Genomic DNA, 17505 nt, shown 5'->3' on the forward strand with positions numbered 1-17505 from the left:
AATTGGCGGCAGGATGGCAGATATGCGCGCACTCATCCAACTCCGTCCCTCCGCCGATCTGATTGCCGCAGTTGCCGATCCGGCCGTCTCGGTGGCCCCGGCGGATGTCGCCGGCGATTTGCCCGGGTTCGACCTCGACCACGACTTCGCCCCACTGTCCGTCCCGGATACCGTCGCCGCCGACCGAGCGGGCGCGGGTTCGGTGGTGGTGCGCGGGCAGATCCCCGACGACGACCTCGACGCCACGGTGGCGCGACTGACCGGAACCCGCGGCGTGGCAGGCGTTTTCGCCGACCCGCGGATCGAGACGAACCTCACCTGCGGCGGCGATCCAGCGGTCGGCACCTGGCACGACGTGCAAACCCTGTTGCACACCGGCGATCTGGCCGCCGGTGGGATGGACGGAAAATCGGTCGCGGTCGCGATCGTCGACACCGGCATCAACGCCGCCCGCGTCGAGCAGGCCCGCGGCGGCCCGGTGACCGTCGACGCCGCGCGCAGCTGGAATCCGCCGGGGGTGAGCGGCACGGCCGGACAGTTCCCGGTCGACCACGGATCGATGTGCGCGTTCGACACCCTGATCGGTGCGCCGAACGCCACGCTGCTCGATATTCCGGTGCTGCAGAGCAAGACTCGCGGCGGCTCCACGATGGACGGGCTGCTGTCGGACGCGCTGGCCGCCTACGCCCATCTGCGCACCGTGCTCACCGACCAGCCGGAGGTCACCCGCACGCTGGTGATCAGCAACAGCTGGGGCGCCTTCTCACCGGACTGGGACTTCCCGGTGGGGCAGCCCGGCAACTACTCCGACAACCCGTCGCATCCGTTCAACGTGATCGTCGGTTCGCTGGAAGCGGCCGGCGCCGACATCCTGTTCGCCGCGGGCAATTGCGGTCGCGACTGTCCCGATTCGCGGTGCGCGTACCAGGATCGGCCGATCGGCGGCGCCAATTCGCATCCGAGCGTGCTGAGCATCGGCGGAGTCGACAGCAAGGGACAGCGCGTCGGCTACTCCTCGCAGGGGCCGGGCCGGTTGTCCGACCGCAAACCCGACGTCTGCAGCTACACCCACTTCCTCGGGTCGACGGTATTCGGCGCGAAAGAGCCCGATACGGGAACGTCGGCGGCCTGCCCGGTCGCCGCCGGACTGGTCGCGGCGATCCGCACAGTCTATCCGGCGAGCAAGCTGGCACCGGCCCAGCTGCGAGACCTGTTGCGGCGCACCGCAACCGCGCAGCCCGGCGGGTTCGACTACGACTACGGATTCGGTGTGGTGAACGCCGCCGCGCTGCTGGCGGAGCTGAAGAACACCGAGATCCGCGCGTAGCGTGGAACCATGCCGCTGCTCACCGTCCGGCTCTCCAGCGACGCCACCCTGGCGGCGGCGCTGCGTGAATTGCACCTCACCGAGGCCGAGGTCGACCTCGATTACGGCCTCGTCGCGGTGGACCCGGACCAACACCTGTATGCCCTGCGGGTGAGCGATGCGGCCGCGACGCGGGCGGCGGCGATCTCGGATGCGGCCGAGATCTTCGCCGATCCGCGTATCGGCCCCGCGCACGACGCCGCGCCCGATCCCCGGTCGCCCCGGCTGCCGCCCGACGACTCCGCCCCGGCCTGATCGCGGCGCGAATTGCGCCGTCCCCCTGCCGAATTGGATCGTATGCGCTATATATCGGCGATACATTCCCGACCCGCGAGGAGCCTTCCCGTGTCCGATCATCCGGTCGACCTGCGCACCGATGTGGCACACCCAGCCCGCATGTACGACTACTTTCTCGGCGGCAAGGACCACTACGAGGCCGACCGCCGCGCCGCCGAGACCGCTCTCGCGAACTTTCCCGCGGTCCGCCTGACCGCGCGCACCAACCGTGAATTCATGCGCACCGCGACGCGCTATCTCGCCGAGCAGGGCGTGCGCCAGTTCCTCGACATCGGCACCGGGATTCCGACCGAACCCAATCTGCACCAGGTCGCGCAGGAACACGCATGCGAGTCGCGGGTGGTGTACGTCGACAACGATCCGATCGTGCTCGCGCACGCACGGGCGTTGCTGGTGAGCGCCCCCGAAGGCCGTACCACCTATGTGCAGGCCGACGCCGCGGATCCCGAGGCGATCCTCGCTTCTCGCGAGCTGCGCGACACGCTGGATCTGTCGCAGCCTGTGGCGATTTCGCTGATGGCGGTGGTCCACTTCGTGCCCGGTGACGTCTACGCCATGGTGAACACGCTGATGGATGCGCTGGCCCCCGGTTCGTATCTCGCGATGAGCCATGTCACCACGGATTTCGACAACGGTGCCAACGATCCCGACGGGATGGGCCGCCTGCTGCAGGTGTATTCGGATCAGGGCATTCCGGTGCGCCCGCGCAGCCGTGACGAGGTCGCCCGCTTCTTCGACGGCCTCGAACTCGTCGAGCCGGGTGTGGAGGTCATTCACCGGTGGCGGCAGGAGGGCATCGAACATCCCGCCGACCACGACAAGAAGGTCTCGCTCTACGGCGCGGTCGGCAAGAAGGTGTGAGCGCCGACCACGAATTCACCCGCAACGTGTGACGCGCGCCCGCCGCCACCGCCGTTAGCGTCGCTGCCGAGCGGCAACGACGGTCGGTGATCGAGAAGACCGGTCCCGCGGACGTGTGGAGGACAGGTGGCGGCACGCTGGGTGATACTCGAGTCCTTGGCGGGATATCGCCCGCAGTGGTTGCGCGCCGATGTCGTCGCCGGACTTACCGTGTGGGCGGTGCTGGTGCCCGAGGCACTGGCCTACGCCACGATCGCGGGTGTGCCGCCGGTCGTGGGCCTCTACGCGGCCGTACCGTCGCTCGTGCTCTACGCGCTGGCGGGCAGCTCCCGCCATCTGGTCGTGGGACCCATGTCGGCGACCGCGGCACTGTCGGCGGCGATCGTGACACCGATGGCGGGTGCCGATGGCGGCCGCTACATCGCGCTTTCGGCGGGGCTGGCCATCGCCACCGGAATCGTGGGCCTGATCGCGGGAGCGATCCGGCTCGGCTTCGTCGCGGCGTTCATCTCCGAACCGGTCCTGAAGGGTTTCATCATCGGGCTGGCCTTGACCATCATCATCGGCCAGGTGCCGAAACTGCTCGGCATCCCCAAGCACGCGGGCAATTTCTTCGAACAGGCGTGGGGAGTGCTGCGCCACCTCGGCGATGCGCAGTGGCGGACCGTGGTGGTCGGCTTCGTGAGTCTGGCGATCGTGCTGGTGGTGAAGCGATGGCTGCCGCTGGTACCCGGTTCGTTGCTCGCGGTGCTGGCCGGGATCGGCGCGGTCGCGGTGTTCGATCTGGACGAGCGCGGAGTCGCCATCGTCGGCCATATCGATTCCGGTCTGCCGGCGCTGGGACTTCCGGACGGCCTCGATGTCAGCGACTACATCGATCTGCTGGGCCCCGCGGTCGGCGTCCTGCTGATCGGCTTCGCCGAGGGCCTCGGTGCGGCGAAAACCTATGCGGCCGAAGCGGGTTACCAGATCGACGCCAACCGCGAACTGCTCGGCGTGGGAGCGGCGAATCTGGGCGCCGGGCTGGCGTCGGGCATGGTCGTGAACGGAAGCCTGTCCAAAACCGCCGTCAACGGCTCGGCAGGGGCCAAATCACAGGGCAGCGGATTGGTGGTGGCGGCGCTGACGGTGCTGACCCTGCTGTTTCTCACCGGCCTGTTCGAGAACTTGCCCGAGGCGACGCTGGCGGGTGTGGTGATCGCGGCGGTGATCGAGCTGGTCGACTTCGCGGCGCTGCGGCGGCGGTATCGGGTGTGGACGCAGCGGCTGGGCGGAATCTACGGCAAGGCCGCCCGTGCCGACTTCACCGCCGCCGTCGCGGCGATGATCGGCGTCCTGCTGTTCGATACGCTGCCCGGCCTGCTGATCGGCATCGGCATCTCCATGCTGCTGCTGGTGTACCGCTCGTCGCGCCCGCATGTGGCGCCGGTGGTGCGGTCGGGCACGCTGTGGCTGGACGCGGACCGGCATCCCGAGTTGACCCAGCGGCCGGATCTGGTGGTCGTGCGCGTCGAATCGGGCCTGTTCTTCGCCAACGCCGACTATGTGCGCGGTCGTATCGAGCAGCTGTGCACCGACGCCACCCGGCTGGTGGTGCTCGATGCCGAGACCTCCCCGAGTATCGACGTCACCGCCGCGGCGATGCTGGCGGATCTGCGCGACGATCTGGGCCGGCGCCACATCGATTTCCGGATCGCCCGCTCGATCGGCCAGTTCGGTGACGCGTTGGGCACCGCCGAAGCAGGCTCGACGCCGGTCGGGCTGTACCCGACCGTGACAGCGGCAGTCGCGGATCTGCCCGATGTGGGCGAACACTCCGACTCCGACGGCGCCGAATCGCCGCGGTAGAGGCCGTCGCGGACAGTTCCACGTTCTGTGGCGTAACCGCTGATGTCAGGGACGCCGTGGATGTAATGGCCGGCGCGAGAGCCGGTGTCGGTGTGGTCGGTCGGTGACCGAACTCGAATCCGGAGCTGACAACAACCAGTTGCAGCATCTCCCCCCGCGCGACAACGACTGTGCGGGGCAGTTGTTCCTCCAAACCGGCCTGTCACCGATCACCCGCGAGGCTGTGCGCGATGGCCACGGCGAATTTGGTTGTATTACAGACACACTCGACAGGAGTGACGGCGCGGCGGCAACTTTTCATCGGCGGCGACACGCCGACACCCACGATCGCGGCCAGGAGCCTAGGCTCCTGCCATGAGTACGGCCCCGACCAAGAAAAGCCAACCAGGGAACCGACGACACCGGTCACTGCTTCGCAGGCTTCTTCTGCTCGTCTGCACTGTCGTGGCCTGCCTTGGGATACTCGTCCCGGCGAGCGAGCCGGTCGGCACCGAGATCATGTCGTTGTCCCCGTCGGAGATCCTCGGCGGGGCATTCGTGGCGGTTGTGGTGTGGACCGTGGTCATCACCTACCCGATCCTGGCAATCCGAGCCCGGCGGCTTCGGGTACCTGAGCTCGGCCCCCTGGCTGCTCCCGTACTGATAATCGCGCTCACGGCCATTTCATGGAGCGCACACCTGCCAATGGCTGCACGCTGGTACCTCTCGGCGCACGCCTTCGACGATGCGGCACAGCAGGTGACTGCTGGGGTCGATCCACGGACGTTCGAAGGTGGCCGCCTCGGCCTTTATCGCATACGCGGTGTGGAACGCCGCGACGACGGCATCTACTTCAGGACTGGCCCTATGGCGAACTATTGCTCGATGGGGAGTGGCTTTGCCGATCATTCCGGCCACCGGCCCGCGGCACGCGCATCCCGTCACCTCGGTGGCGACTGGTATTGGTTCTGTTTCAACAGCGCGGGGGTTACAGTGCCCGATTACCCCATCGGAGAACTGCACTAGCCGGTGACAAACCGCTAGCCTCGAGAGTCGCGGACGAACGTCGCGCACTCGGCGCAGTTGTATCGGTGGCGTCACGCCGCTTTCCGGCCGCGCGTGATAGTCGGCCCGCATAGGCGCGGGACCGCAAGCTACTCCGAGACCACGACCGGGCAACCTCGGGAGCCGGCTGAGCCCGCCCAAATCAGCAGCTGCGACCAGCGGAAACTGAACTCACAGCAGGTTGGTGCCATATTCGGGGAGCCCATGTGGGCGAACACTCCGACGGCGCGGAGCCGACGCGATAGAATTTCGGGAAACAGATAACCCCCGGCCGAAAGCCGGGGGTTATCTGTAACTCCGAGTTACACACAGTGTCCGGAGGGGGACTTGAACCCCCACGCCCGTTAATAGGGCACTAGCACCTCAAGCTAGCGCGTCTGCCATTCCGCCACCCGGACCGGTGGTGCTCAGCAAGGTTAACGGATCTCTCCGCGAGGTCCAAATCACGGGTGTCCGTGCAGGTCCCGGACTCGCGGGTGACTGCTGAGCGCCGCCTTCGGGAGGGCTAGTTCGTCAACGCCTCGAGCAGTGCGGCACGCTGACGGGACCCCAGGCCGCCGATACGGCGGTCGACCGGAATATCGGCTTCGTCCATCAGCTTTGCCGCCTTGACCGGCCCGATGCCGGGCAGAGCCTTGATGACCGCGGCGACCTTCGTCTTCTTGACCAGGTCCTCTTTGTCGGCACGCTCGAGCACCTGGGCCAACGAGACCGAGCCCTTGCGAATCTGCTCGATCAGTTCCGACCGCGCCTTACGGACCGCGGCCGCCTTGGCCAGCGCTTCGGAGCGTTGCTCGGCGGTCATGGTGGGAAGTGCCATGTCTCTAACCTTTCACTCGTTCGCTGGAACCTCAACGGCACCGATTGAACATCACCGGCAGCCCGGTGATGGGTCGACACACCGCGAGGATAATCCCGGTTCGGCGGTGGTGGCGGGGGTTCGGATACCCGAGATGCGGGAAATTTGCCACGATTCGCCCACGTCGTCGGGGTGCCCGGCGGACGGCTAGCGGCCGGGCGATCGCACCAGGCCGTGCCGGTAGGCGTACACGACGGCCTGAATGCGGTCGCGCACTTGCAGTTTCGCCAGAATCCGGGAGACGTGGGTCTTCACGGTCTCCTCGCCGACCCCCAGGGCGGCGGCGATTTCGCTGTTGCTGCGGGCGTCGGCGAGCAGGAGGAGAACCTGCTGTTCCCGGGCGGTCAGGGCGTGATCGGGCGGTGGCGCCAGGGCCAGCGTGTCGGCCAGCCGAGTGGCCAGCCGGCGGGTCATCGACGGGTCGATGATCGCGTCACCGCGCACCGCCACGCGGATCGCCGCGATCAGCTCCTCCGGTGGCAGCGTCTTGAGCAGGAAGCCGCTGGCACCGGCCTGCAGGGCGCGCGCGAGGCTCGCCTCGCTGTCGTAGGTGGTCAGGACCAGCACCCGGGTACCGCCGGCGGCCACGATGGCCTCCGTGGCTGCCAGACCGTCGAGTTTCGGCATCCGGATGTCGAGGATCGCCACATCGGGCCGCAGCCGTGCGGTGTCGGCGACGGCGGTGCGACCGTCGCCCGCCTCGCCGACGCATTCGAGGTCCGGGGCCGCATCGAGGACGGCCCGCAGTCCGGATCGGAACATCGCGTGGTCGTCGGCGATGAGGACCCGGACCGTGCCCGTCACGACCGCCCGCCCGGGAGCCGGACGAGAACCCGCCAGTGACCGTCGGCGACGTCGTGGTCCACGCTGCCGCCGAACAACTCCGCGCGCCGGCGGATGCCGTCGAGTCCCCGGTGCACGCCCGTGGTCGCTTCCGGCGCGGCACCACCCGGCCGGGCGACGGTCGCGCGTTCTCGCGACGGCGTTCGCCGGCCGGAACGGAACCTGGCCCCGGCCGGTGCGGTGGCGCGGACGGTCGCACGCTCAGCGGCCGGGAAGCGGACCGCATCGGGCCCGTGCGGAGTCGCTGCCGAACCGAGCGGTCGCGCCGGTGCGCAAGGTGCGGACACGTTCGAATCCTCTTCGCCGGCAAGCGGATTGGACTGCTCGATCTCGACCCCGGTACCGTGGTTGCGGACCGTCAGCCGCGCGCTGCCGGCGCCGTGGCGCAGGGCGTTGGTGAGCAGTTCCTGGACGATCCGGTAGACGGTGATGTCGAGCGAACGGGGTAGTTCGGCGCCGGTGGTGGTGACAGTCAAGTCCAGCCCGGCGCCGCGCACGCGGTCGGCCAGATCGTCGATATCGGCCATACCGGGCTGGCGGGCGGCGTCCTCGCGGCCGTGCAGCAGATCCAGCTGACGGCGCAGATCCACCATCGCGGCGCGGCTCTCCGATTCCACCGCCGACAGCGAGCGCGTCGCCGCGGCGGCGGCGCCGCTTCCGTGCAGCGCCAGACGCGCCGCGCCCGCATGGATGCCGATCGCGCTCACGTGATGGGAGATGACGTCGTGCAGGTCGCGGGCGATCGCTTCGCGTTCGTCGGTCAGCGCCCGTTCCAGCGCGGTCCGCTGCTGCTGGCGGGCGAGCCGTTCGCGCTGCTCCAGTTCCGCGATGTAGGCGCCGCGACCTGCGGTGTAGCGGCCGACCAGCCACGGCACGACGCCACCGGAGATCGACGATGTGAGCAGCAGCCGCCAGTCCGCCGCAGGCGCCCCGCCCGCGATCAGCGGCGCACCGCACGCCCCCAGCACCAGGACGGGCACCGTGACCAGTGAGGCCCGGCCCGACAACCAGGCACCCGCCCGATAGCCGGCCACGAGGAAGCCGACGTCGGCCACCCGGACGGGCAGCCCGTGCCGATGCAACAACACGGTGACCGCCAGCCGGATCCCGACCTGGACGACCGCGACGACCGCAGCCGTCGCCGGTGGCGCCGCGAAGGCCAGATCGGCCGCCACGATGGCCACCAGGACCGCGGCGGCCGGGCCGGGCGCTACGGCGAAGATGCCGGAGAGCGTGAAGACGACCGCGTCCACCACGGCCGCGACCACCGCGACCGCCACCGACTGCCTGGTCAGCGACCGGCGAACCGCACGCAGTTCACCGCCCGGCGGCTCCGCCGCGCTCTCTGCCCCCGGCCGTGGAGTGCGCCGCAGCAGCGCCCACGGGCTCGGCGACACCGCTCGCTCCCACAACACACCGCGACGATACCGGCGCGGACCGGGACGGCGAGTCCCTCGGCCGGGGGATCGGCAATCCCTCTCGGGCCCGATGTTCCGGCTGGTCGGCGGCATTACCGTCGCTGTGGCACGCCGCGCGCGGGGACACCTCGGTTCCCGCGTACGGCCGGATCACAGATCGGACAGGAGTTCGGATGAACAATGCGGACCTGGCGCTGTACGCGGTGCCCGCCTTCATCGCCATGATGGCCGTGGAGTGGTGGGACGCGCGCCGCGATCCCGACCGCGCACCCAGCGGGCGATACGGACGCGAGGCGGCCACCAACTGGGCCACCTATGCGATCGGCCAGCTCACCAAGCCGCTGCTGCAATACGTGCTGCCGTTCTCCACCATCGTGCTGGCGGCCTCGTGGACACCCCTGCACCTGTCACCGCGCGACTGGTGGGTGTGGCTGCTGGGACTGGTGGTCACCGATTTCTGCTACTACTGGGCGCATCGGGCCGATCATCGAATCCGGTTGCTGTGGACGGCTCATTCGGTGCACCACTCCAGCACCCACTTCAATCTCACGACCGCGATCCGGTTGCCCTGGCTCAACCCGATCGCCTCGATGACGCGTAGCCTGGCATGGGTGCCGGCCGCACTGCTGGGCTTCCCCGCGTGGATGATCTTCCTGCTCAACACCCTCGGGCTGCTCTATCAATTCCCGATCCACACCCAGCGCGTCCGAACCCTGTGGCGGCCGGTCGAATTCGTCTTCAACACCCCGGCCCATCACCGCGTGCACCACGGTTCCAACCAGCCCTACCTCGATACCAACTACGGCGGTGTGTTCATCGTGTGGGATCGCATGTTCGGCAGTTTCGCCGCCGAATCCGAACCCATCCGCTACGGGCTCACCCACGACATCGGTACCGGGAATCCGCTGAAGGTCAACTACCACGAATTCGCGGCGCTTCTGCGCGACGTGCGCCACGCCCGAACCTGGCGGGGGCGACTGGGCTATGTCTTCGGCCCGCCGGGCTGGCGGGAGAACGCGACGGGGACACCGATCGGACAGCTGCCCGAACCGGCCGGCGCCGCCGTTACGACGGGCTAGCGCATCGGCGTGGACCGCGCCGCTGGGGCGTCACAGCTCCACGGCGCCGGTCGCCGCCGGAGTGTCCGCCGACGACTTGCGCGTCCACAGCACCGCCACCAGGACGACGGCGGTGACCAGGACGATATGCGCCGCGAACAGCGTGAGGAACGGCAGCGCGAAACCTTCGTCGGTCAGAGCGCCGCGCTCGCTCACGCAGTAGAGCGTGTAGTTCACCGACGTGCCCTCGGAATCCTGAACGGTGTCCGACACCACCATCGGATCCAGGTAGGGGGACCGGCAGAACAGCGGCGCCGTGAGCCGGGCCTCCCCGGGCCAGATCGCCAGTGGCAGGACGAAGCTGACGAGACTCCCGGCGCTGACGCCTGCGCCGAGTGCGGAAACGATCGGTCCGGCCACTGTTCACACCTGCCGGATACGGAGAAACGAACCGGCGGAATCGAATTCGGCGATCATGTCCGACCGCGCGGAGGTCACGTCGGCAACGATACGGATGTCGCGCCCGAATCGGCTCACGACGATCACCGGAACGACACCGTCGGCGAGGCCACTGCGGGCGCGGGCGGTCTCGACGATCGACTCGAGACGGGTGAGGCCGGGTACGTCGCCGAGGGAGAAGCATTCGCCGTCCAGGTGGTCGAAGGCCGAGACGCGCACCGGCCGCGGTGCGCTCACGGCGCCGAGGCGATAGGAGTAGTCGTCGAGTTCGCGTGGGCGCTGCGGACTTCGGACGCGCAGGTGGACGACCGGTTCACGGGTGCTCAGATCGTCGTGGTCGGCAAGAAATCGGGTCACCTGCTCGGGCTGATCGGCCAGGACCAGGCGGAACTGCGTCGACTCGGGAGCGACGAACATCACGACGCCGGCCTGAATGTCGCCGGTGCCCAGCCGGTTTCGCACCGCCTCGAATGCCGCGGCCGGCAGGCCGTCCACCAGGCCACCCCCGCGAGCGCGGATCTGCTGCTCGAAGGCGTCGCGTTCCACCGCGCCGACGCAGCCACAGGCGATCAACACGCTCGAGCACACCGCGGCCCGAAGCCACCTACGACGGCGCATGCCGGAATGATAAGTGTCACCACCGGAATCCGCGCGCCCGATATGCGAAGAATCTCGCCGAGCCGACGGCACCGTCGGGACACGCCGCCGATCTCCGGCGACGCCCCGGCCGGACAATTCGATCAGCGAGATCACAACGCGGTCGACATTGCCCGAGCAGGCGCGGGGAGCCCGCTGCGATGTGAGCGTGCCGAGGCCCACGTCGATGCGGGGTTCCACGGGCCCGGCCGGGTCGGGCGTCATTCGCCCCGGCGCGACGCGTGGTAGGAAAGGGGCGTGACAGGTGTACAGCGCGAGTCCCGCTCCCGGGCGGAAGCCGAAGTGGTCGAATTGGTCAGCACGCTGATTCGCTTCGACACCTCCAATACCGGGGTGCTGGAAACCACCAAGGGTGAACGCGAATGTGCGCAGTGGGTGGCCGACCAGTTGCAGCAGGCCGGTTACACCACCGAATACGTGGAGTCGGGAGCCCCCGGACGCGGAAATGTGTTCGCGCGCTTGCCCGGAGCCGATCGCGGTCGTGGCGCGCTGATGATCCACGGCCATCTGGACGTGGTGCCGGCCGAGGCCGCGGACTGGAGTGTGCATCCGTTCTCGGGCGCGATCCGCGACGGCTACGTGTGGGGCCGCGGCGCGATCGACATGAAGGATATGGTCGGCATGATGCTGGCGGTGGCCCGCCAGTTCAAGATCGAGGGCACGGTGCCGCCGCGCGATCTGGTGTTCGCGTTCCTCGCCGACGAGGAGAACGGCGGCAAGTGGGGTTCGCAGTGGCTGGCCGACAACCGGCCGGATCTGTTCGAAGGGGTCACCGAGGCGGTCGGAGAGGTCGGCGGCTTCTCGCTGACCGTGCCGCGCCGTGACGGCACCGAGCGGCGGCTGTATCTGGTGGAGACCGCCGAAAAGGGCCTGGGCTGGATGCGATTGCGCGCCAAGGCCCGCGCGGGCCACGGCTCGTTCCTGCACGACGACAACGCGGTCACGATTCTGGCCGAGGCGGTGGCGCGGCTGGGTAAGCACACGTTCCCGCTGGTGCTGTCGGATTCGGTGGCCGAATTCCTGGCCGCGGTCAGCGAGGAGACCGGCATCGACTTCGATCCGGACAGCCCGGATATCGAGGGTCAGCTCGCGAAACTGGGCACCATCTCGCGCATCATCGGCGCGACCTTGCGCGATACCGCCAACCCGACCATGTTGCGCGCCGGGTACAAGGCGAATGTGATTCCGCAGACCGCCGAGGCGACGGTGGACTGCCGGGTGGTGCCGGGCCGGCAGGCGGCCTTCGAACGGGAGGTCGACGAGCTGATCGGCCCGGACGTGGAGCGCGAGTGGATCACCAGACTCGACTCCTACGAGACAACGTTCGACGGGCATCTGGTCGATGCCATGAACGACGCGATCTTGGCCCACGACCCGAACGGCCGCACCGTGCCCTACATGCTGTCCGGCGGCACGGACGCGAAAGCGTTCGCGCGCTTGGGAATTCGGTGTTTCGGCTTCGCGCCCCTGCAATTGCCGCCGGAGCTGGATTTCTCCGCACTGTTCCACGGCGTGGACGAACGGGTGCCGGTGTCGGCGCTGGAATTCGGCGCTCGCGTCATGGAGCATTTCCTGTTGCACAGCTGACGATCCGCTCGACTAGCAGAAAGGACGGTCCTCGTGCCCGACTATTCCTACAATCCCTATGCGGCGTTGCCGCAGCTGCCCGAGTTCACCCTCACCTCCACCGATGTCACCGACGGACAGCCGCTGGGTAACGAACAGGTCAGCGGGGTGTTCGGGGCGGGCGGCAGAGATATCTCCCCGCAGTTGTCGTGGAGCGGATTCCCGGCCGAGACCAAGAGTTTCGCGGTCACCATGTACGACCCGGACGCACCGACCGGCTCCGGCTTCTGGCACTGGGCCGTCGCCGACATCCCGGCGTCGGTGACCTCGCTGGAATCGGGTGCGGGCAGCGCCGGAGAGGGCAGTGAAGGCGGCGCCCTGCCGAGCGGGGCGATCCAGTTGCGCAACGACGGCGGCTTCGCCGGATTCGTCGGCGCCGGCCCGCCGCCCGGACACGGCTACCACCGCTACTTCATCGTGGTGCACGCCGTGGACGTCGAATCGCTGGGCGTCGGCGCGGACGCGACCCCGGCCTATCTGGGTTTCAATCTGTTCTCCCACGCCATCGCGCGTGCGACGCTCGTCGGCACCTACGAACAGAAGTAGTCTCGACGCGTCGGCGGGATCTTCGGTAACTGCCGAAGACCCCGCCGACGCGAAACAGACTGTGTCCGAACCGATTCGACTAGAGGTTGTGCACTCCCTCGGGGACCGGATCGGTGTAGAGCTCGGCGATGTCGGCCGCGTACTCGGCGGCGATCGGCGAGCGCTTCAACTTCAGCGTGGGAGTGAGTTCCACGCCGCCGGGTTCCCAGGCCCGCGCCAGGATGCGGAAACGCTTGATCTGCTCCACCCGCGACAGTTTGGCGTTACCGGCGACGATCGCGGCGCGCACCTCCTCGAGGATCTGCGGATGGGCGGCGAGGGCGTCGAGATCGGCGTCGGGGATGCCCAGCGCCTTCGCGCGCACGGCGGCGGTGTCGGGGTCGAGCACGACCAGCGCGGCGATGTACGGGCGGGAGTCGCCGATGGCGACGATCTGGCCGATCAGCGACGAGGCGGCCTTCACCGAATTCTCGATGTTGGTGGGGGAGATGTTCTTTCCCGCCTCGGTGATGATCAATTCCTTCTTGCGGTCCACGATGGTGACGTAGCCGTCGCCGTCGATGGTCGCGATATCGCCGGTGTGCAGCCAGCCGTCGGAATCGATGGCCTCACTGGTCTTCTCGGGCATCTTGCGGTAGCCGTGACTGACGATGCCGCCGCGGATGAGCAGTTCGCCGTCGCTGTCGAGGCGGATCTCCACCCCGTCGACGGCCCGGCCCACCGAACCGGGTCGCGGCTTCTCGAGTTCGGTGAAGGTGCCGACGCCGGTGGTCTCCGACATGCCCCACACCTCGCTGACCGTGAAGCCCAGCCCGAGCAGGAATTCCAGCGTCTCGGGCGGGATCGCGGCCGCGCCCGAGGAGGCGACCTTCAACTCGTCCAGGCCGAGGGTGGCGCGCAACTTCGACAACACCAGCGCATCGGCGAGTTTGTGCTGGACGGCCAGCAGCGGGCCGCCGTTGCCGCCGGCCAATCGCGCCCGGGCGGTGGCCACGCCGACGCCGATCGCCCACTGCGCCAGCGCCTTCTTGACCGCGCTGGATTCGGTGGCGATCGCCGCGTCGACACCGGCCTTGATCTTCTGCCACACCCGCGGCACGCCGAAGAAGAAGGTCGGCCGGGCATCGGGCAGAGCGGCGGCGATCTCGCGCGGATCCGGCACGCAGGTGATGGTGACGCCGGTGAACAGGTTCAGGCAGTGTCCGGAGATGCGGTCGGCGACATGGGCGGCCGGCAGGTACGACACCGCCCGCGCTTCGATATCGGCGACGAGGGCGCCGTTGGTGAGCGCGACGATCTGGGCGACGACATTGGCGTGGGTGATCTCCACGCCCTTCGACGGCCCGGTGGTGCCGGAGGTGTAGATCAGGGTGGCCAGATCGTCGGGCCGCACCGCCTGCCAGGCGGCGTCGAAATCGAAATCCTCGGCCGGATCGTTCTCGACCTGATCGAGGGTCAGCCCGCCCTCGGGTGCGGCGCCGTCGACGACGATCACGTGCTCGAGTTTCACCCCGGAGGCGGTGATCGGCGCCAGGAACGCCTGTTCGGTGACGACCACGCCGTTCTCGGCGTTGCCGAACACGTGCGCGATCTGTTCGGGAGAGCTGGTGTTGTACACCGAGAACGGGGTGGCGCCCAGATGCAGGATCGCGGTGTCGACCAGATTGAACTCCGGCCGGTTGGTGAGCATGATCCCAACCGTGTCACCGTGCGCGACACCGAGTTTCGCCAGCCCGGCCGCGATCGCGCGCACCCGGCGCGCGTAGTCGGCCCAGGTGATCTGCTGGGTACCGCCGACGGTCCGCAACGCGACCTGATTCGGGCGTAGTGTCGCCGTCTGCTGGAAGGCCTCGGGCACGGTGCGGACCGTGGCGCCGGTGTGGTGGGTGTAGCCGATCTCTGCTGTGGTCATATCCCTTGTTCCCGGTCGGTGCACGAACATCACGTCGGGGACGTGATGCGGATCACCCATCCTAAACGTGAAATCGGACATTCGGGGGGCTGTTCCGGCCGGTAGCAACCGGCTCCGCGCACCGGAAACCGGCCGCAGCAGAGTTATCGGCGAGCGGGTGGGGCCAGCCGCGCTCAGGCGCGGGCGGTGTGGGCGGCGCCCACGGCCTCTGCGAGGCTGCGGTATCCGTCCGCGCGCAGGCGCGCGGCGATGCCGCGGTGCACCGAGCGTGTCCAGAACAGCCCGCCGTAGATGAACCCGGTGTAGCCCTGCAGCAGCGAGGCTCCCGCGAGAATGCGCTCGTAGGCCTGATCGGCGTTCTCGATGCCGCCGACCGAGATCAGTACCAGCCGGTCTCCGACGCGGGCGTAGAGGCGGCGCAGCACCTCGAGCGAGCGGTCGGCGACCGGCGGTCCGGACAACCCACCCGCGCCCATCGCGGCGACCTCGGCGGCCGGAGTGGCCAGTCCGTCGCGGCGAATGGTGGTGTTGGTGGCCACGATTCCGGCGAGCCCGAGTTCGACGGCCAGGTCGGCGACCGCGTCGATGTCCTCGTCGGACAGATCGGGGGCGATCTTGACCAGGACCGGTTTGGGTTCGGCGCCGGCCGCGACGCTGTCGAGCACCGCGCGCAGCAGCGGGCGCAGCGATTCCACGGCCTGCAGATCGCGCAGCCCCGGGGTGTTGGGTGAGCTGACGTTGACCACGACGAAGTCCGCGAGCGGGCCCAGCAGCCGCGCGCTGAGCGCGTAGTCCTCGGCGGCGTGTTCGGGCTCCACGACCTTGGTCTTGCCGATGTTGGCGCCGATCGGCACGCCACCGCTCCGGCGTGCGGCCAGCCGTCCCGCGGCTGCGGCGGCCCCGTGGTTGTTGAAGCCCATCCGGTTGATCAGCGCGCGGTCGGCAGGCAACCGGAACAGTCGCGGCGCCGGATTACCCGGCTGCGCCTGCGCGGTGACGGTGCCGATCTCGGCGAACCCGAAACCCAGTGCGCCCCAAGCGTTCACACCGGCGGCGTTCTTGTCGAACCCGGCCGCCAACCCGAGCGGCGCCGGGAAGTGGACGCCGAAGACGGTGGTGGAGAGGATCGGATTGCCCGCCGCGGTGAGTTTTCGGGCCAGCCATCGTGTGGGCGGGAAAGCGGTCGTGAGCCGGATGACGGTGAACACGAGGTGATGGATACGCTCGGGCGGCACCAGGAACAGCAACCGCAGGAATAAGGAATACATCCCTCACATCCCCGTTTCGGTCACGGGGAAGCTGGTTTTGCGCCGCCGCAACAACACTCGCCGGCTGCCGTCGGTGTAGGCGCGCACTCGCGAGAGCTCCCAGCCGCCGAATTCGGCCTGGATGGCCAGGCGCATGGACGCGGTGACCCGATTCACGTCCGGGGGTAGTCGTAGCGGCACGTACTCGTATTCTCCTTCTTCGCTGGTCTCCTCCCATCCCGCGGGAATCGACCGTCTGCGCCGGTCGTGGTGTGCGGCGCCGGACGCCGACTCGTATCGAGGCGCTCGAGCCATCACTGACCTCTCTTCCTCTGGTCCGCGCCGATGCGTTGCAGACCGTCTCCGGTTGCCGACCCGACGAACATGTCGCCGGTGCGGCTGTCGATCGTCAGCGAATTGGGCTGGCGCACCGTTGCGAAGCGACCCACTTCTTCCGGTATACCGGTCGACAGATCGAAACCGACCACCTCGTTGCTTCCGCTGAGCGTGAGCCACACGGTGTCGGACCGTTCATCGTAGGCCAGGGCGTAGGGGGAGGGCCCGACCGGGAAGCGCTGGCGCAGCAGCAGCGGATCGGTCGTGTAGACCAGCAGGGCTCCGCCGGAGGTATCGGTGGCCAGCAGGCGGCCGTAATGGTCGCTGATCACATGGGTGGCGCCCAGGCCCGCGCGCAGGGCCAGCCCCGGGCGGTCGCGATCGAGGTCGAGTTCGGTGAGAGTGGTCTGGTCCAGATCCAGCGTGGCCACCGCGTTCGCCGTGGCGGCCACCGCGTCGACGGTGCTCAGGCCGCTGACGATCTTGTTCGGATGTCCGTCCGCGTCGAGGATCTGCACGCGGCCACCGTCGAGTCCGGCCACCAGACGGCCGTCCCCGCGCCGCGCGATCGCGCGCACGTCGCCGTCGACGGGCACCGGGCGGATCGCGGCGGTGGCGATATCGACGCGCAACACCTCCCGCCCGGCCGCGACGAGTACCTCGCCCGGGGCGCCGAGGGCGAGGCCGGTGGCCTGCGCGGGCAGGGTGAGCGCCCGCGCGGCCGCGGGATTCGCGGGGTCGACCAGGCGTAACCCGAGGCCGTTGGGGTCGAGGGCGACCACCCGGCCGGTGGCGGGTTCGGCGAGCAGTGTCCCGACCGGCCCGAAGGCGGTGACGGCTCCGGCGGGCGTGGCGGTCGCCGCCGGCGCGGCGGCGGCGCGTCCGGGAGCACCGGCCGCGGGGGCAGTGGTGTCGTCGCTGTGGGAGGAACAGCCCGCGACGAGCACGACGGCGCCGGCGGCCGCGAGGACGGCACCCAGTGCCGACCGATAACCCCGCATGCTCCGAACTCCTTCGTGTGACTCATGCGTACTGTTTCATCTGACCATGATCGGACACGCGGCCCGGTCACCGGGGTGGTTCCGGCGTGGCACGCGCCTCACCCGTTACCGTGGATACCTCATATCG

The 17505-nt window shown here is 68.8% G+C and carries 18 protein-coding genes and 1 tRNA gene; 9 read left to right on the forward strand and 10 right to left on the reverse strand.

What is annotated here, in order from left to right; translation table 11 throughout:
* Positions 1 to 22 precede the first annotated feature (22 nt).
* The 6 genes from ACPCUW_RS24045 (at position 23) to ACPCUW_RS24070 (ending at position 5377) form a co-directional block, all read left to right on the forward strand.
* The gene (locus tag ACPCUW_RS24045) at positions 23 to 1327 is read left to right on the forward strand and encodes a S8 family serine peptidase (RefSeq protein ID WP_423427244.1); all 1305 of its coding nucleotides are present in this window, start codon (positions 23 to 25) and stop codon (positions 1325 to 1327) included.
* Between the two features lie 9 nt (positions 1328 to 1336).
* A complete protein-coding gene (locus ACPCUW_RS24050) occupies positions 1337 to 1621 on the forward strand; it encodes a hypothetical protein (RefSeq protein WP_423427245.1) in 285 nt (94 codons plus the stop codon).
* Positions 1622 to 1711: 90 nt separating this feature from the next.
* Complete coding sequence (locus ACPCUW_RS24055; RefSeq protein WP_227463153.1) at positions 1712 to 2524, forward strand: SAM-dependent methyltransferase; 813 nt, start codon at positions 1712 to 1714, stop codon at positions 2522 to 2524.
* Between the two features lie 126 nt (positions 2525 to 2650).
* On the forward strand, positions 2651 to 4372 hold the full coding sequence (locus ACPCUW_RS24060) for a SulP family inorganic anion transporter (RefSeq protein WP_423427247.1): 1722 nt from the start codon (positions 2651 to 2653) through the stop codon (positions 4370 to 4372).
* A gap of 103 nt (positions 4373 to 4475) precedes the next feature.
* Positions 4476 to 4730 carry a hypothetical protein gene (locus ACPCUW_RS24065; RefSeq protein ID WP_423427249.1) on the forward strand — a complete coding sequence of 85 codons (255 nt, stop codon included), beginning with the start codon at positions 4476 to 4478 and terminating at the stop codon, positions 4728 to 4730.
* The gene (locus ACPCUW_RS24070; protein ID WP_423427251.1) at positions 4727 to 5377 is read left to right on the forward strand and encodes a hypothetical protein; all 651 of its coding nucleotides are present in this window, start codon (positions 4727 to 4729) and stop codon (positions 5375 to 5377) included. The genes ACPCUW_RS24065 and ACPCUW_RS24070 overlap by 4 nt, the downstream gene beginning before the upstream one ends.
* Before the next feature lie 351 nt (positions 5378 to 5728).
* Here ACPCUW_RS24070 and ACPCUW_RS24075 read toward each other — a convergent pair.
* The 4 genes from ACPCUW_RS24075 to ACPCUW_RS24090 form a co-directional block, all read right to left on the reverse strand.
* Positions 5729 to 5814: transfer RNA gene (locus ACPCUW_RS24075), tRNA-Leu, on the reverse strand.
* A 107-nt stretch (positions 5815 to 5921) separates the two neighbouring features.
* The gene (mihF, locus tag ACPCUW_RS24080) at positions 5922 to 6236 is read right to left on the reverse strand and encodes an integration host factor, actinobacterial type (protein WP_030516894.1); all 315 of its coding nucleotides are present in this window, start codon (positions 6234 to 6236) and stop codon (positions 5922 to 5924) included.
* 186 nt (positions 6237 to 6422) lie between these two features.
* Positions 6423 to 7079 carry a response regulator gene (locus ACPCUW_RS24085; protein ID WP_423427253.1) on the reverse strand — a complete coding sequence of 219 codons (657 nt, stop codon included), beginning with the start codon at positions 7077 to 7079 and terminating at the stop codon, positions 6423 to 6425.
* Positions 7076 to 8533 carry a sensor histidine kinase gene (locus ACPCUW_RS24090; RefSeq protein ID WP_423427254.1) on the reverse strand — a complete coding sequence of 486 codons (1458 nt, stop codon included), beginning with the start codon at positions 8531 to 8533 and terminating at the stop codon, positions 7076 to 7078. The genes ACPCUW_RS24085 and ACPCUW_RS24090 overlap by 4 nt, the downstream gene beginning before the upstream one ends.
* A 176-nt stretch (positions 8534 to 8709) precedes the next feature.
* On the opposite strand from ACPCUW_RS24090, the gene ACPCUW_RS24095 reads away from it, so the two are divergent.
* Positions 8710 to 9615 carry a sterol desaturase family protein gene (locus tag ACPCUW_RS24095; RefSeq protein ID WP_063017754.1) on the forward strand — a complete coding sequence of 302 codons (906 nt, stop codon included), beginning with the start codon at positions 8710 to 8712 and terminating at the stop codon, positions 9613 to 9615.
* Between the two features lie 30 nt (positions 9616 to 9645).
* Here ACPCUW_RS24095 and ACPCUW_RS24100 read toward each other — a convergent pair whose 3' ends face one another.
* Both ACPCUW_RS24100 and ACPCUW_RS24105 read right to left on the reverse strand, forming a co-directional pair.
* Positions 9646 to 10014, reverse strand: coding sequence for a hypothetical protein (locus ACPCUW_RS24100; protein WP_423427256.1), 369 nt, complete (start codon positions 10012 to 10014; stop codon positions 9646 to 9648).
* A 3-nt stretch (positions 10015 to 10017) separates the two neighbouring features.
* Entirely contained in the window at positions 10018 to 10671 is a 654-nt protein-coding gene (locus ACPCUW_RS24105; RefSeq protein WP_423427258.1) for a hypothetical protein, read from the reverse strand.
* Between the two features lie 276 nt (positions 10672 to 10947).
* Between ACPCUW_RS24105 and ACPCUW_RS24110 the strand changes: the two genes are divergently transcribed.
* Positions 10948 to 12297: a M20/M25/M40 family metallo-hydrolase gene (locus tag ACPCUW_RS24110; RefSeq protein ID WP_063017760.1), complete on the forward strand. Its 1350-nt coding sequence runs from the start codon at positions 10948 to 10950 to the stop codon at positions 12295 to 12297.
* Between the two features lie 33 nt (positions 12298 to 12330).
* Entirely contained in the window at positions 12331 to 12882 is a 552-nt protein-coding gene (locus ACPCUW_RS24115) for a YbhB/YbcL family Raf kinase inhibitor-like protein (protein ID WP_063017762.1), read from the forward strand.
* Between the two features lie 79 nt (positions 12883 to 12961).
* On the opposite strand, the gene ACPCUW_RS24120 is transcribed toward ACPCUW_RS24115, so the two are convergent.
* The 4 genes from ACPCUW_RS24120 to ACPCUW_RS24135 form a co-directional block, all read right to left on the reverse strand.
* On the reverse strand, positions 12962 to 14794 hold the full coding sequence (locus tag ACPCUW_RS24120; RefSeq protein ID WP_063032312.1) for an AMP-dependent synthetase/ligase: 1833 nt from the start codon (positions 14792 to 14794) through the stop codon (positions 12962 to 12964).
* A gap of 173 nt (positions 14795 to 14967) precedes the next feature.
* On the reverse strand, positions 14968 to 16062 hold the full coding sequence (locus ACPCUW_RS24125) for a quinone-dependent dihydroorotate dehydrogenase (protein WP_423427260.1): 1095 nt from the start codon (positions 16060 to 16062) through the stop codon (positions 14968 to 14970).
* A gap of 3 nt (positions 16063 to 16065) precedes the next feature.
* The gene (locus ACPCUW_RS24130) at positions 16066 to 16356 is read right to left on the reverse strand and encodes a DUF5703 family protein (RefSeq protein ID WP_051024622.1); all 291 of its coding nucleotides are present in this window, start codon (positions 16354 to 16356) and stop codon (positions 16066 to 16068) included.
* Positions 16356 to 17378: a YncE family protein gene (locus ACPCUW_RS24135; RefSeq protein ID WP_423427262.1), complete on the reverse strand. Its 1023-nt coding sequence runs from the start codon at positions 17376 to 17378 to the stop codon at positions 16356 to 16358. Before ACPCUW_RS24135 ends, ACPCUW_RS24130 begins: the two co-directional genes overlap by 1 nt.
* Positions 17379 to 17505: the final 127 nt, after the last annotated feature.

This window comes from Nocardia sp. AB354 (assembly GCF_049538315.1).
GTDB classification, from domain to species: domain Bacteria; phylum Actinomycetota; class Actinomycetes; order Mycobacteriales; family Mycobacteriaceae; genus Nocardia; species Nocardia nova.